This window comes from Microbacterium enclense, assembly GCA_038182865.1.
Classification (GTDB): domain Bacteria; phylum Actinomycetota; class Actinomycetes; order Actinomycetales; family Microbacteriaceae; genus Microbacterium; species Microbacterium enclense_B.
Window position 1 is genome coordinate 1 of sequence record CP116226.1, and the last position, 15,058, is coordinate 15,058.

Sequence of the window (15,058 nt, forward strand, 5' to 3'; positions counted from 1 at the left end):
CGACCCACTGCTCGATGCTCGGCATACGGCGGAACTGGAAGTACCCGACGGCCTTGCGCCCGACGAGGTAGAAGACGACCTCTTTCCCCTGCGACCGGAGCAACTCGGCCAGCTCGAGACCCTCGCGGAGGATCTGCGAGTTGAAGGCACCGGCAAGACCGCGGTCGGAGGTGAAGATGACCACGGCCGAGCGGCGGATGTTCTCGCGCTCGGTCGTGAGCGGGTGGTCGACGGACGAGTACGTGGCCACCGCGGAGACGGCGTTCGTCACGGCCCGCGCGAAGGGCGATGCCGGCGCGCACACGCGCCATCGCCTTCTGAATGCGCGAGGCCGCGATGAGTTCCATCGCTTTGGTGATCTTCTTGGTCGTCTGAGCAGAACTGATCTTCTGCTTGTAGACCCGCAGTTGTGCGCCCATGATTTACGTTCTCGTGTCGTCGCTCTTAGCGACGGCCCTTGACGATCCGCTCCTGGTTGACGTCTTCGGCCTCGGCCGCATCGACCTTCTCCGCACCGACGACGCCCTGGTCGTTTCCGGGCTGGAACTCGAGGGCGAACGCATCGACCTTCTTGTCCAGCTCGGCGAGGGTGTCGTCGTCGAGGACGTTGGTCTCGCGCAGCGTGTCGAGCACCGTCGAGTTGCGACGGAGGTAGTCGAGCAGCTCGCGCTCGAAGCGCAGCACGTCGGAGACCTCGACAGTGTCGAGCTTTCCGTTCGTGCCGGCCCAGATCGAGACGACCTGCTCCTCGACCGGGTACGGCGAGTACTGCGGCTGCTTCAGCAGCTCGGTCAGACGCGCACCGCGGGCGAGCTGACGACGCGACGCGGCGTCGAGGTCGCTCGCGAACATCGCGAAGGCCTCGAGCGAACGGTACTGCGCAAGCTCGAGCTTGAGCGTTCCGGACACCTTCTTAATCGACTTGACCTGGGCGTCACCACCGACGCGCGACACCGAGATACCCACGTCGACCGCCGGACGCTGGTTGGCGTTGAAGAGGTCGGACTGCAGGAAGATCTGGCCGTCGGTGATCGAGATCACGTTGGTCGGGATGTACGCCGAGACGTCGTTGGCCTTGGTCTCGATGATGGGCAGACCCGTCATCGAACCTGCGCCGAGCTCGTCGGACAGCTTCGCGCAACGCTCGAGCAGACGCGAGTGCAGGTAGAAGACGTCGCCGGGGTAGGCCTCGCGGCCCGGCGGGCGACGCAGGAGGAGCGACACGGCGCGGTAGGCCTCAGCCTGCTTCGACAGGTCGTCGAAGATGATCAGGACGTGCTTGCCGCCGTACATCCAGTGCTGACCGATGGCCGAACCGGTGTAGGGAGCCAGGTACTTGAAGCCCGCGGGGTCGGAGGCGGGGGCGGCGACGATGGTGGTGTACTCCATCGCACCGGCGTCCTCGAGCGCGCCCTTCACCGAGGCGGTGGTCGAGCCCTTCTGGCCGATGGCGACGTAGATGCAGCGCACCTGCTTGTTGACGTCGCCCGACTCCCAGTTGGCCTTCTGGTTGATGATCGTGTCGATCGCGATGGCCGTCTTACCGGTCTGGCGGTCACCGATGATGAGCTGGCGCTGCCCGCGACCGACGGGGATCATGGCGTCGATGGCCTTGATGCCGGTCTGCAGCGGCTCGTGCACGCTCTTGCGCTGCATGACGCCGGGGGCCTGGAGCTCGAGGGCACGGCGACCCTCGGTCGCGATCTCGCCGAGACCGTCGATCGGGTTGCCCAGCGGGTCGACCACGCGACCCAGGTAACCGTCGCCCACGCCGACCGAGAGCACCTCGCCCGTACGGGTGACGCTCTGGCCTTCTTCGATGCCGGCGAAGTCACCGAGGACGACGACACCGACCTCGTTCTCGTCGAGGTTCTGGGCGAGGCCCAGCGTGCCGTCCGCGAAGCGGATGAGCTCGTTGGCCATGACGCCGGGAAGGCCCTCGACGTGTGCGATGCCGTCGGCCGCGTCGACGACGGCGCCGACCTCGGTCGCCGCAGCGCCGGTGGGCTCGTAGGCGGTGACGAAGTCTTTCAGCGCGTCACGAATGACGTCGGGGCTGATAGAGAGATCTGCCATTGTCTTCCTTCGTTCGTGGGGCTCACGGCCCCCAGATCCACGCCCGCTCGGGCGGAAAGTCTTAGCCTGCGATCCGCTGGCGGAGGTCAGCGAGACGTGCGGACACGCTCGCGTCGATGACGTCGTCCGCGACCTGCACGCGCAGTCCGCCGACCACCGTCGGGTCGATGACGGTGTTCAGCGTGACCGCTGATCCGTACCGTGCGCTGAGCGCGTTCTGCAGACGCGTCTGCTGCTCTGCGCTCAGGGGGGCGGCCGCGGAGACGGTCGCGACGATCCGGGCCCGCTGGTCGGCGACGATGCTCTCGGCGCGACGCAGAAGGGCGCGAACCCGACGGCCCCGGGCGTTCTGCACCAGCGACGACACGATGAGTGCCGTTCCGGCGCTCACGCGGCCATCGAGCAGCTTCGAGACGAGGGCGCCCTTGGCGGAGGCGTCTCCGAGGCGACCGCCGAGGGCGAGCTCGAGCTCGCCGTTGGCGGCGACAGTCCGCGAGAACGAGAACAACTCGGGCTCGATGTCGGCCGACTCGGCGACGGCGGTGGCGCGCACCGCGAGCTCCTCGAGACCTTCGATGAACTCCGAGGAGTTCGACCACCGCTGCTGGGCCGCGCTGTTGAGCAGCGCCACCGTGGCGGGGCGGTAGGAGGAACCGAAGACGGCCGAGACCAACCCCGCACGCGCGGCGGCCGGCGCCGAGGAGTCGGACAGCGCGCCGCTCAGCTGCGACGATCCGCTCACGGCACCGACGGCCGCGAACAGTTCGCGCGCGACGTCGAGATCGACGCCCGAGGTGGAGGCCAGGGCCTCCGCGGTCGCGGTCCGCGCCTGAGTGGTCGCGCTGCCCATTACTTGGCCGCCTTCTCGGATGCCTCGAGCTCGGCAAGGAAGCGGTCGACCACGGCGTTCGCACGCGCGTCGTCCGTCAGGGTCTCGCCGATCACATTGCCGGCGAGGTCGACCGCGAGGGTACCGACCTCGGAGCGCAGCTGCACCAGAGCGGTCTGACGCTCGGCCTCGATCTGCGCGTGCGCGGCGGCGGTGATGCGCGCGGCCTCGGCCGACGCGTTCTCCTTGGCCTCGGCGACGATCTTGCGCCCGTCCTGGTTCGCGGTCTCGCGGATCTCACCGGCTTCGCGGCGCGCCTCGGCGAGCTGCGCGGTGTACTGCTCGAGCGCCGCCTCGGCCTGGCGCTGGGCCTCGTCGGCCTTGGCGATGTTGCCCTCGATGGCAGCACTGCGCTCGTCGAGCAGCTTCGCCATGCGCGGCAGAGCGACGCGCCACACCACGAACACGATGACGAGGAAGCACACGGCCGACCAGATGATGTCGTACCACGCCGGAATCAGCGGGTTGTGCGCCGCCTCGCCCGCGGGTTCCGCGGCGAGAGTGACAAGAGCGTTCAGCATCCTGTCTCCTTACAGTGAGTCGAGAGCGGCCGGATCAGGTGAAGATGAAGCCGGTCGCGATGCCGATGAAGGCGAGCGCCTCGGTGAAGGCGATACCGATGAACATCAGCACCTGCAGGCGGCCGGCGAGCTCGGGCTGACGGGCGACACCCTCGATCGTCTTGCCGACGACGATACCCACGCCGATGGCGGGGCCGATCGCCGCGAGGCCGTAGCCGATCGTGGCGACGTTACCGGTGACCTGGGCGAGAACCGTAGTTGCGTCCACGGATTTTTCCTTTCGGTTGGGTGGCTCAGCGTGCGCCGGGCCGCTCAGTGCTCTTCTGCGACCGCGAGCTGGATGTAGACCGCGGTGAGGATCGCGAAGACGTACGCCTGGAGGAAGGCGACGAAGATTTCGAACAGGGTGAAGGCGAAGCCGAAGGCGAGGGATCCCGCACCGAGTGCCGTCCACCATCCGCTGAGGTCGACCACGAAGAACTGGGTCGCCGAGAAGAAGAGGACGAGCATGAGGTGTCCGACGACCATGTTCATCAGCAGTCGCAGCGTCAGCGTGACGGGGCGGATGATGAAGGTCGAGAGGAACTCGAGCGGAACGATGATGATGTACAGCGGCCACGGGACACCCGACGGCAGCAGGGCGTTCTTGAAGAAGCCGCCGGGGCTCTTCTTGATACCGGCGTAGATGAACGTCACGTACGCGACGATCGCCAGGAGCATCGGCACCGCGATGACGCTGGTTCCGGCGATGTTCAGGAACGGGATGACGCCCGTGATGTTCATGAACAGCACCATGAAGAAGATCGTGGTGAGGATGGGGAGGAACCGACGCCCGTCCTTGCGGCCGAGGATGTCTTCGGCGATGTTCACCCGGACGAAGTCCAGGCCCATCTCGACGATGCTCTGGAAGCGGCCGGGGACGACGGTCATACGGCGGGTCCCGAGAACCAGCAGCGTCACGAGGACGACGGTCGCCAGCATCTGGATCAGGTTGATGCGGGTGATCGCGAAGATCGTGCCCTCGAAGAGCACCGCGTCGGGGAAGAACTCGCCGATGGACGGCGGGTGGAACTCCGGACCCGCAGACGCGAGGTTCGTGATCAGGGTCGCAGCTTGAGTAGTCAGCGCTGGCTCCAGCTTCGGGGCATCGGTGTGAACCGTTGCGACGATGGTCGGTGAGAGCACCCAGAATGCAGACCTGGAGGGATAACCCTGGTGCGGGCGGGTACTTACCCCACCCTATCAAACTCCCAGCGGATCCATGCGGCGAGTGCGGCCGATCCTCTCGGCACCGGGGTATCCGGCTTGCAAGACGTGCGGCGGAACGATACGACCGGACCGCCCCCGGGTCAGGAACGACGGTCGCCCTCATCGGGGTCGGTGGGCAGGGTGACGTCGCTCGCGCTGGGAATGCGCATGCGCAGCAGCACCACGACATCCACCACGAGAGAGGCCACCACGCTCACCACGAGGGCGACGTAGAAGATCTTCGGGTCCACCCACCCCTGCTCGCGCAGCACGACGATGGCCACGATGAAGAGGACGAGCTTGAGCAACCATCCCCCGAGGACGATGCCGAAGAAGATGGGGACGTAGAGGGGGTCGCCGAACCACCGGTTGGCCACGAGGATGCTCGTCGCGGTGACGGCGAGGAAGACGGCGCTGACAGCGACCCCCGCGAGGGCGCTCCCGAGGCCGCCCGCTCCTCCGACCGCGAAGCCGACGACCGCCCCCACGACGAGCAAGACCGCGGTGACGATCCCTCCCCACACCAGGGCGGTGCGCAGGACCGGCGTGCTGGACGGGCGTCGGCGGGCGGGTGTGGTGCTGGTCATGAGGAGGACTCCGGTGGGGTGGGACGCGCGCGTCGCGACGACAGCCGTCGCAGGCGGTGCGGTGAGGGCAGGATGGTGAGCACCGCGCAGGCGATCACGCCGACGATGCCGAAGAGGATGCCGAAGAGGTAGTCGCCCGGCCAACTCTGCTGAGTACCGATGTACATCAGCAGGAACGCCAGACTCACCACGGCGGTCCAGCTGTAGAAGATCAGGACGGCACCGGTGTCGGTGTGCCCCATGTCGAGCATGCGGTGGTGCAGGTGCTTGCGATCGGGCGAGAAGGGGGAACGCCCCGCCCACTGACGTCGGATCACGGCCAAGCCGAAGTCGAGCAGGGGGAGCAACACGATCACGACCGGCAGCAGGATCGGGATGAACGCACCCAGCAACTGCGACCGCCCGATCTTCTCGGGGTCGAGGACCGCCGGATCGAGCTGGCCGGTGATCGCGATCGCCGAGCTTGCCATGAGCAGTCCGAGCATCAGCGCGCCCGCGTCTCCCATGAAGAGCTTGGCCGGCGTCCAGTTCATGGGGAGGAACCCGAGGCACGCCCCCACCAGGACGGCGGCGATGAACGAGGCGAGGTTGAAGTAGGTGCTCGCCCCCGTGTCGCGCACGAGGAGGTACGAGTAGGCGAAGAACACGCCGTTCGCGATGAGGCAGACACCCGCGACCAGGCCGTTCAGTCCGTCGATGAAGTTCACGGCGTTCATCACGACCACGAGCGCGAAGACCGTGAGCAGGAAGCTCACCCAGCTCGACCCGACGGTGAGCGCCCCGATCGGGAGCGAGAGGATCTGCAGTTGCCCGAACCACGCGATGATGCCCGCGGCGATGAACTGGGCACCGAGCTTGATCATCCAGTCGAGGTCCCACAGATCGTCGGCGACACCCACCAGCACGATGAGGAGAACCGCGCCGAGCAGCCACAGCACGGGCACCGGGTCGGTCCAGAAGATCGAGAAGTACGGGTTCCGACTGGACAGCGCGAACGCGGCGACGACGCCGAGGAACATCGCGACGCCCCCCAACCGCGGTGTCGGCGTCTTGTGGACGTCGCGGTCCCGGATGCCGGGATACAGCTTGAAGCGCAGGGCGAGCTTCCACACCACCCACGACAGCGCGAGGGTGACCGCCGCCGTGAACAGGATGGTGAGGAGGTACTGGGTCACGGACCCGGCGCCTCGGCATCCGTGCCGCTCGCCGTGCCGTCCGTCGAGGCGTCGACCGCGGGAGCCGCGCCACCCACCGCCGTGGGCGTGTCGAGTTCGGGGTCGGGTTCGAGGAGGTCGCCGAGCACCTCGCGGAGCCGCTCGCGCGAGACGGCACCCTCGCGGAGCACGCGCACGCGCGGCTCGGCGCCGCCGACGAGGGTGGTGGCATCGACGATGGTCGACGCGATCCCGGTCTCGCTGGGGCCGGAGTCGAGGTAGGCGGCGACGCTGTCGCCGAGCATGTCGCGGGCGTCGTCTATCGCCACAGCCGCGGCCATGCCGGTGCGATTGGCGCTGGATACCGCCAGAGGCCCGGTCTCCTCGAGCAGTTCGAGGGTCAGATGGTGAGCGGGCATGCGCACGGCCACGGTGCCGTGCGTGTCACCCAGGTCCCACGACAGCGACGGCTGCGCGGGCAGAACGATCGTGAGCCCTCCCGGCCAGAACTCGCGGACGAGGTCGTCGACCGCGGGAGGGATCTCGGCCACGAGCGCGCGGAGCGTTCCCACGCCGGGCACGAGGACGGGAGGCGGCTGCTGGCGGCCTCGTCCCTTCGCCTCGAGGAGACCGGCGACCGCGCGCGCGTTGAACGCGTCCGCGGCGATTCCGTAGACCGTGTCGGTGGGGAGCACGACGAGTTCGCCGCGGCCGATGGCCTGTCGCGCGTGGCGCATTCCAGACAGCAGCTGCGACTCGTCTCGGCAGTCGTAGACGGGTGACATATCGCGCGCCAGTCTACTGGCGCGCCGCTGGCGTCGTGTCAGGGACGCACGGCCGTGGTCGCGCGATCCCGTCCGGTGAGATCGCGGTGCGTGGCGGCGGCGCGCCACCCGTCGGCGGTGAGGAGATCGCGGATCGGGGGTCCCTGCCACTCGCCGTGCTCGATGACGATCGTCGCTCCCGGATGAGCGAGCCGGAGCCCCACGCGGGAGAGCTGCCGCACGGCATCCAGTCCGTCCGGTCCGCCGTACAGCGCCGCGGGCGGATCGAACAGACGCACCTCGGGATCGCGCGGGATCGCGTCATCGGGGACGTACGGGGGGTTGGATGCCACCACCGAGACGGTGCCGTCGAGGTCGGGGAAGGCGTCCGCGAGGTCGATGAAGGCCAGCGTCACATTCGTCGCACCGACGCGGGCGACGTTCTCCTTCGTCCAGACGAACGCCTCGACACTGTTCTCCGCGGCGAACACCCGCGCATGCGGCACCTCGGTCGCCATCGCGAGTGCGATCGCACCGCTTCCCGTCCCGAGGTCGACGGCGATCGGCGACGGCGAGGCGACCGCACCCAGTGCGTCGATGGCGAGCTGCGCGACCATCTCGGTCTCGGGGCGTGGGACGAAGACGCCCGGGCCGACAGCGAGTTCGAGGGATCGGAAGGGAGCGACGCCGGTGAGGTGCTGCAGGGGTTCGCGAGAGCACCGTCGATCAGCGAGCGGGAGAAGCGCCGCGTGCGCCGCCGGCGGCATCCGGTCCCCGCGGATCGATGCGGCCTGAACTCCTCCGCGCGAGGTCTGCAGCACATGACCGACGAGCAGCTCCGCATCGACCTGCGGGTCGGCGATGCCCGCAATCGCGAATCGGGCGGACAGGTCGCGAACGACCTCGGCGACGGGGGCGGCCGTGGGGGCGGGGGGCGGTGCGGTCTCACGCATGACGGGGTCCGAGCCTAGTCGCCCGTCGTCACACACGCGTCGGTGACGGACGACTCGCCTAGGATGATCGCGTTCTCATCGACGGCGAAAGGTAAGCCATGCCCGGCATCCATTCCGACATCACCTCTGCGTTCGGCGACACTCCGCTGGTGCGCCTGAACCGCGTCGCGGAGGGGACCGAGGCGCAGATCCTGGCCAAGCTCGAGTTCTACAACCCCGCCTCCAGCGTCAAGGACCGCCTCGGTATCGCGATCGTCGACGCGGCCGAAGCCTCCGGCGAGCTCCAGCCCGGCGGAACGATCGTCGAGTCCACCAGCGGAAACACCGGCATCGCCCTCGCCATGGTGGGCGCCGCTCGGGGCTACAAGGTCATCCTCACGATGCCCGCCTCGATGTCGAAGGAGCGCCGCATCCTGCTGAAGGCGTTCGGCGCCGAACTCGTGCTCACCGACCCCACCAAGGGCATGTCGTACGCGGTCGACGAGGCCAAGCGCATCGTCGCCGAGACTCCTGGCGCGGTGTGGGCCCGTCAGTTCGAGAATGAGGCGAACCCGGCCATCCACCGCAAGACGACGGCGGAAGAGATCCTCCGTGACACCGACGGCAAGGTCGACTACTTCGTGGCCGGCATCGGCACGGGCGGCACGATCACCGGTGTCGGTCAGGTGCTGAAGGAGCGCGTCCCCGGTGTGAAGATCGTCGCGGTCGAGCCGGCCGACTCCCCCATCCTCACCAAGGGTCACCCCGGACCTCACAAGATCCAGGGCATCGGTCCGAACTTCGTCCCCGCGATCCTCGATCGCGACATCATCGACGAGGTCATCGACGTCGAGTTCGACGACGCGATCCGTCTCGCGCGGGAGACCGCGGCCAAGGACGGCATCCTGGTCGGCATGTCGTCGGGCGCGGCGATCTGGGCCGCCCTCGAGGTCGCGCGTCGACCGGAGGCAGCCGGTAAGAACATCGTCGTGATCATCCCCTCGTACGGCGAGCGCTACCTCTCCACGGCCCTGTACGAGCACCTGCGCGAAGACTGACGTGGGGGCTCTCTCCCACATCCGCGAGGACATCGCCGCGGCGAAGCTCCGCGACCCGGCCGCGCGCGGCGGGCTCGAGATCGCCCTGCTGTACCCGGGACTGCACGCGGTGTGGCTGCACCGCGTCTCGCACCGGTTGTGGCGACGCGGCCTCCGCTTCCCCGCGCGGGCGCTGTCGCAGGTGGGCCGGTGGGTCACGGGCATCGAGATCCACCCCGGCGCGACGATCGGTCGCCGCTTCTTCATCGACCACGGCATGGGCGTCGTCATCGGCGAGACGGCCGAGGTGGGCGACGACGTCATGCTGTACCACGGTGTCACCCTCGGCGGTCGTCAGCGCGAGGGCGGCAAGCGGCACCCGACTCTCCTCGACGGCGTGGCGGTCGGTGCGGGAGCGAAGATCCTCGGGCCGATCACCATCGGAGCGCGGGCCGTGGTGGGCGCGAACGCGGTGGTCACCCGCGACGCTCCCGCGGACAGTGTTCTCGTCGGCGTTCCCGCGAAGGCACGCTCGCGCCGCACGGGCGAAGACACGCGTGCGCTGCTGATGGCACCCGAGTACTCCATCTGAGCCCACGGCGGGCGCGCGCCGCGGCGGAGACGGTGACCCGTCGTCGGGCCGGCGGTTCCGCGGTGGGGATGCCGTTCGCACGCGAGGCGGCATCCGAAAGCCCCGTGCGGACCCGCCATCGCCGCCGGCACGACTTCGGGCAGTCACCGCGCGACGTGCTCGGCCGGCGCGTGACCGAGGCCCCCGGATGGGAACGCTCTACCTGACCGTCGGGGCGGAGACCGTAGGCTCGACGCATGCCCGGCCTGCACGATCTCTCCCTCGTCGAGCAGGTCGCCGCGCTGCGCGCCGGCACGCTGTCCCCCGTCGACCTCACCGACCACTACCTCGCCCGCATCGGACGGGCCCCCGACCTCGGAGCCTTCGCCGCGATCACCCCGGATGCCGCACGCCACCGCGCCGCGGATCTCGCCGACGGACCCGCCGATGGCGCGCTCTGGGGCATCCCTCTGGCCGATAAGGACCTCGTCGCCCGCGCGGGCGTCCCCACGCGCTACGGCTCGCGCTCCCGCGCCCACCTCGTGCCCGTGGCATCCGATCCCCTCGCGGAGGCGCTCGACGCCGCCGGGGCCATCAACATCGGCAAGACGAGCACGTCGGAGTTCGGTCTGACCGGTTTCACGGAGCCTCTCATCCACGCGCCCGCCCGCGACCCGTGGCGACTGTCCGCCGGAGCGGGCGGCTCCAGCGGAGGCGCCGCGGTCGCCGTCGCCGCAGGGCTCCTACCTGCGGCGGTCGGCTCCGACGGAGGCGGGTCCATCCGCATCCCCTCCGCCACTGTCGGCGTCGTGGGCCTGAAGCCTTCCCGCGGTCGCCTCCCTATCGGATCGGGCTTCGACTCCCCCGACGGCCTCTCGGTCACGGGCCCCATCGCGCGGTCGGCCGAGGACGCCGGTCTGCTGCTCGACGCCCTCGTGGGGCTCGCGCCGTTCACATATGCCACGGCCGCCCCCGGTCATGCCCCGTTCGTCGATGCCGCACGCGGGGAGCCCGGACATCTCCGCATCGGTGTCACGACGGTGTCTCCGTGGGACGACGACGAGGACATCCGCCTCGACTCCGACGCCCACGAGGCTTTCGACACAGCCACCGCATGGTTCTCCGACGCGGGGCACGAGGTGACGGATGCCGCGTGGCATCCGGTCGGCTACGCGTCGTTGTTCCACGTGCTCTGGCGCGCGAGCGCGGCGCGGATCCCCCTGAGCGACGACGACATGGCGCTCGTCGAACCGCTGACCGCATGGCTCGTCGCCGAGGGCCGCGGACTATCGGCTCGGGACCTCCTGGAGGGTCTGTCTGCGGCCCGCGCCTTCGAGCGACGAACCATCGCCGACTTCGCGCCCTTCGACGCGGTACTCACCCCCGCCCTCGCGCAGCCTCCGCAGCCGGTGGGGGCCTACGCCGGGCACAGCCCCGAGCGGACTTTCGCGATGCAGGTCGAGTACGCGCCCTACTCCAGCTTCGTCAACGTCTCGGGGCTGCCCGCGGTGACGCTTCCGGTGACGCCGGATACCACGGGCCATCCCGTCTCGGTGCAGCTCGTCGGACGCCCGGGCGGCGAGGCGACCCTGTTGTCGCTGGCCGCGCAGCTGGAACACCGTCGCGGTCCGCTCGCCCACCCGCCCGTCTGGGACGCGTGAGCGACCGCGCGTGGACCGCCCCCGGGCGAAACTCCTGAGTTCTTGCTCCTCGCGCCCCACGACGCACCAGCCGATGGTCGAATGGCTCATCTCTCAGGATTTCGGCCCCCATCGCCCGGCCGCCCGCGGAACGATCACGGGCAGAGGCCGCGACCGCCCCCGGGCGAAACTCCTGAATCTCCGGGGCGTCCGGGACCCGCACCATGCGACAGCGCGGCTGAACGGTGATTTCTCAGGAGTTCCGCACACGGCGAACCGGGCGAGACCGAGGCGGATGAGCGATGGCGGACGACGGTGTCGAGCGCGCCGGGGTCACTCGCCGGCCAAAGCCGCCAGACGCGCCTCTTCGTCGGCGGCGATCGCCGACTCGATGATCGGGCCGAGGGCACCGTCCATCACCTGGTCGAGGTTGTACGCCTTGTATCCCGTGCGGTGATCGGCGATGCGATTCTCGGGGAAGTTGTAGGTGCGGATGCGCTCCGAGCGGTCCATGCCGCGGATCTGCGACCGCCGCGCGTCGGCGGCGACGGCGTCGCGCTCCTCCTGCTGCTTCGCGAGCAGGCGGGCGCGCAGCACGCGCATGCCGGCCTCGCGGTTCTGCAGCTGCGACTTCTCGTTCTGCATCGAGACGACGATGCCCGTCGGCACGTGCGTGATGCGCACGGCGGAGTCGGTCGTGTTGACCGACTGCCCGCCGGGGCCCGAGGAGCGGAAGACGTCGATCTTCAGGTCGTTGGGATCGATCGCGACCTCTTCGGGCTCGTCGACCTCGGGGAACACGAGCACCCCGGTCGTCGACGTGTGGATACGCCCCTGCGACTCGGTCGCGGGAACGCGCTGCACGCGGTGCACGCCGCCCTCGTACTTCAGGTGCGCCCACACGCCCTGGGCGGGGTCGCTCGATGAGCCCTTGATCGCGACCTGGACGTCTTTGTAGCCGCCGAGGTCGGATTCGGTGCGCTCCAACAGCTCGGTCTTCCACCCCATGGATGCGGCGTACTGCAGATACATCCGTAGCAGGTCGGCGGCGAACAGGGCGCTCTCTGCCCCGCCCTCGCCGCCCTTGATCTCCATGATCACGTCGCGCGCGTCGTCGGGGTCGCGCGGGATGAGCAGGCGCCGCAGGCGCTCCTGCGTCTCAGCGAGCCGCTCTTCCAGCGCCGGCACCTCGTCCGCGAACGCCTCATCCTCACGGGCGAGCTCGCGCGCAGCATCCAGATCATCGGATGCCGCTGTCCACGCGTCGTACGCGTGCACGATGCGGCTGAGCTCGGCGTATCGCCGATTCACCCGTTTGGCGCGTGCCGCGTCGGCGTGGACCGCCGGATCGTTGAGCTCGAGCTCGACGGCCTTGTGCTCGTCGAGCAGGCCACGGACCGACTCGAACATCGCGGGGACCGACATCGCGCGCGGCTCCCGGATCAGCGGATGCTGTTGTCGTCACCGCCGCGCGAGGGCGCCGGGATCGACTTCTGCATCTGCACGAGGAACTCGACGTTCGACTGCGTCTCCTTGAGCTTGCCGAGCACGACTTCGAGAGCCTGCTGGGGCTCGAGGCCGGCCAGGGCGCGGCGGAGCTTCCAGGTGATCTTGACCTCGTCGGGCGAGAGCAGCATCTCTTCACGGCGGGTGCTGGACGCGTTGACGTCGACCGCGGGGAAGATGCGCTTGTCGGCGAGCTGACGGCTCAGACGCAGCTCGCTGTTGCCCGTGCCCTTGAACTCCTCGAAGATCACGTCGTCTATCTTCGAGCCGGTCTCGACCAGCGCGGTCGCGAGGATCGTGAGCGATCCGCCGTTCTCGATGTTGCGGGCGGCGCCGAAGAAACGCTTGGGCGGGTACAGTGCCGACGCGTCGACGCCACCGGTGAGCACGCGGCCCGAGGTGGGCGCCGACAGGTTGTAGGCACGACCCAGGCGGGTGATCGAGTCGAGGAGCACGACGACGTCGCGACCGAGCTCGACGAGACGCTTGGCGCGCTCGATGGCGAGCTCGGCGACCGTGGTGTGGTCTTCCGCGGGACGGTCGAACGTCGAGGCGATGACCTCGCCCTTCACCGTGCGCTGCATGTCGGTGACCTCTTCGGGGCGCTCGTCGACGAGCACGACCATGAGGTGGACCTCGGGGTTGTTGTGCGCGATCGCGTTCGCGATCTGCTGCAGCACGATCGTCTTGCCCGCCTTGGGCGGGGCGACGATCAGCCCGCGCTGACCCTTGCCCACGGGCGCGACGAGGTCGATGATCCGCTGGGTCAGCTTCTCGGGCGCGGTCTCCAGGCGCAGGCGCTCCTGCGGGTAGAGCGGCGTGAGCTTGCCGAAGTCGACGCGGGTGGCGGCGTCGTCGACGGACAGGCCGTTGATCGAGTCGACCTTGACGAGTGCGTTGTACTTCTGGCGGGTGGACTGCTCGTTCTCGCGCGGCTGCTTGATCGAGCCGACGACCGCGTCACCCTTGCGCAGGTTGTACTTCTTGACCTGGCCGAGCGAGACGTAGACGTCGCTGGGGCCGGGCAGGTAGCCGGTGGTGCGCACGAACGCGTAGTTGTCGAGCACGTCGAGGATGCCGGCGATCGGGACGAGCACGTCGTCCTCACCGATCTCGGAGTCGAACTCGTCGCCCGTGGTGTTCTGACCACGACGCTTGTTGCGCTGACGGTTGCGGTTGCCGGTGGCGCCCTGCTGCCCGTTCTGCGCGTTCTGTGCGTTGCCCTCGCGCTGGCCACCCTGCTGGGGAGCCTCGGCCTCGTCACCGCTCTCCGGGGCGCCCGTGGGCGTCTCGGTCTTCTCGGCGGCGTCGGGCTTGTTGCGGTTGCGGTTGCGGGAACGATTGCGGCCACGACCTCGCGCGGGCGTCTCGTCGGAGGCGTCGTCCGCGGCGGTCGTCTCGGAAGCGGTGTTCTCGTCTGTCGCTGCCTCGCTCGCAACGGCAGCACCGTCGACCGCGGGCGTCGCCTCGGCGGCAGCCGCATCGTCCGCGACGTCGGCGGCGGTGGTGACGGGGGTCGTCGCGGCGGTCTCCGCCTCGGGCTCGGCGGGAGCCTCGACAGCGGGAGTCTCGACGGCGGCTTCGGCGGTCGGTGCGGCCTCGTCGGGGGCAGCGACGTCAGTAGCAGCCTCGGCAGCAGCAGCCTCGGCAGCAGCGGCCTCGGCAGCAGCTGCTTCGGCGGCCGCCTTCTCCTTGGCGGAAGCGGTGGTCGCGCGGCGCGGCGCGCGCTTGCGCGGGGCCTTGACCGGCTTCTCCTCGGCGACGGGCTCCTCGACAGGAGCCGCGGCAGCAGCCTCGGCGGGAGCCGGCGCATCGGCGACCGGCGCCTCGGCTGCCGGCGCATCGGCTGCCGGCGCATCGGCGGCGAGCGTGTCGTCGGTGAACAACGCCTCGGGCTGCGCGTCATCGGCGGCGGGGGCGTCGTCCGAGGCGGTGTCGGCGGCCGGCGCCTCTTCAGCCGGCGCCTCGGCGCCCGAGGCGTCAGTGCCCTCGGCATCCGGGGTCTCGGTGGTCGTGTCGACCTGGTCGGTGTCGGTGCCCTGTGCCACGGCCGTCGACTGGTCGTCGGCGGTGATCTCGGCGCCCTCGGGCGCGTCGACGGGCTGGGTCTCGGAGATGGACTCCACGAGTGCT

General features: G+C 69.4%; 14 protein-coding genes and 1 pseudogene. 3 read left to right on the forward strand and 12 right to left on the reverse strand.

The window, feature by feature from the left end:
- Window positions 1-22: 22 nt before the first annotated feature.
- The 10 genes and pseudogenes from PIR02_00005 to prmC form a co-directional block, all read right to left on the reverse strand.
- Window positions 23-419, reverse strand: a pseudogene (locus PIR02_00005) (F0F1 ATP synthase subunit gamma).
- Window positions 420-444: 25 nt separating this feature from the next.
- Window positions 445-2,076, reverse strand: a complete 1,632-nt coding sequence (gene atpA / locus PIR02_00010; GenBank protein WZH37060.1) for a F0F1 ATP synthase subunit alpha — start codon at window positions 2,074-2,076, stop codon at window positions 445-447.
- A gap of 61 nt (window positions 2,077-2,137) precedes the next feature.
- Window positions 2,138-2,926 carry a F0F1 ATP synthase subunit delta gene (locus PIR02_00015; protein WZH37061.1) on the reverse strand — a complete coding sequence of 263 codons (789 nt, stop codon included), beginning with the start codon at window positions 2,924-2,926 and terminating at the stop codon, window positions 2,138-2,140.
- Window positions 2,926-3,486: a F0F1 ATP synthase subunit B gene (locus PIR02_00020; GenBank protein WZH37062.1), complete on the reverse strand. Its 561-nt coding sequence runs from the start codon at window positions 3,484-3,486 to the stop codon at window positions 2,926-2,928. Before PIR02_00020 ends, PIR02_00015 begins: the two co-directional genes overlap by 1 nt.
- A gap of 34 nt (window positions 3,487-3,520) precedes the next feature.
- Window positions 3,521-3,754 carry a F0F1 ATP synthase subunit C gene (gene atpE / locus PIR02_00025; protein ID WZH37063.1) on the reverse strand — a complete coding sequence of 78 codons (234 nt, stop codon included), beginning with the start codon at window positions 3,752-3,754 and terminating at the stop codon, window positions 3,521-3,523.
- A 44-nt stretch (window positions 3,755-3,798) separates the two neighbouring features.
- Complete coding sequence (atpB, locus tag PIR02_00030; protein ID WZH37064.1) at window positions 3,799-4,671, reverse strand: F0F1 ATP synthase subunit A; 873 nt, start codon at window positions 4,669-4,671, stop codon at window positions 3,799-3,801.
- A gap of 164 nt (window positions 4,672-4,835) precedes the next feature.
- Entirely contained in the window at window positions 4,836-5,321 is a 486-nt protein-coding gene (locus PIR02_00035; GenBank protein WZH37065.1) for a hypothetical protein, read from the reverse strand.
- Window positions 5,318-6,496 carry an MraY family glycosyltransferase gene (locus tag PIR02_00040; protein WZH37066.1) on the reverse strand — a complete coding sequence of 393 codons (1,179 nt, stop codon included), beginning with the start codon at window positions 6,494-6,496 and terminating at the stop codon, window positions 5,318-5,320. The genes PIR02_00035 and PIR02_00040 overlap by 4 nt, the downstream gene beginning before the upstream one ends.
- Entirely contained in the window at window positions 6,493-7,260 is a 768-nt protein-coding gene (locus PIR02_00045; protein ID WZH37067.1) for an L-threonylcarbamoyladenylate synthase, read from the reverse strand. Before PIR02_00045 ends, PIR02_00040 begins: the two co-directional genes overlap by 4 nt.
- 38 nt (window positions 7,261-7,298) lie before the next feature.
- Window positions 7,299-8,192: a peptide chain release factor N(5)-glutamine methyltransferase gene (gene prmC, locus PIR02_00050; protein ID WZH37068.1), complete on the reverse strand. Its 894-nt coding sequence runs from the start codon at window positions 8,190-8,192 to the stop codon at window positions 7,299-7,301.
- A 98-nt stretch (window positions 8,193-8,290) separates the two neighbouring features.
- Here prmC and cysK point away from each other — a divergent pair, with 98 nt between their 5' ends.
- From cysK to PIR02_00065, 3 genes are all read left to right on the forward strand, one after another.
- A complete protein-coding gene (gene cysK / locus PIR02_00055) occupies window positions 8,291-9,229 on the forward strand; it encodes a cysteine synthase A (protein WZH37069.1) in 939 nt (312 codons plus the stop codon).
- 1 nt (window position 9,230) lies between these two features.
- On the forward strand, window positions 9,231-9,800 hold the full coding sequence (gene cysE, locus PIR02_00060; GenBank protein WZH37070.1) for a serine O-acetyltransferase: 570 nt from the start codon (window positions 9,231-9,233) through the stop codon (window positions 9,798-9,800).
- Between the two features lie 236 nt (window positions 9,801-10,036).
- On the forward strand, window positions 10,037-11,440 hold the full coding sequence (locus tag PIR02_00065) for an amidase (protein WZH37071.1): 1,404 nt from the start codon (window positions 10,037-10,039) through the stop codon (window positions 11,438-11,440).
- A gap of 312 nt (window positions 11,441-11,752) precedes the next feature.
- On the opposite strand, the gene prfA is transcribed toward PIR02_00065, so the two are convergent.
- Both prfA and rho read right to left on the reverse strand, forming a co-directional pair.
- Window positions 11,753-12,829: a peptide chain release factor 1 gene (gene prfA / locus PIR02_00070; protein ID WZH39056.1), complete on the reverse strand. Its 1,077-nt coding sequence runs from the start codon at window positions 12,827-12,829 to the stop codon at window positions 11,753-11,755.
- Window positions 12,830-12,861: 32 nt separating this feature from the next.
- Window positions 12,862-15,051, reverse strand: a complete 2,190-nt coding sequence (gene rho / locus PIR02_00075) for a transcription termination factor Rho (GenBank protein ID WZH37072.1) — start codon at window positions 15,049-15,051, stop codon at window positions 12,862-12,864.
- Between the last annotated feature and the right edge of the window lie 7 nt (window positions 15,052-15,058).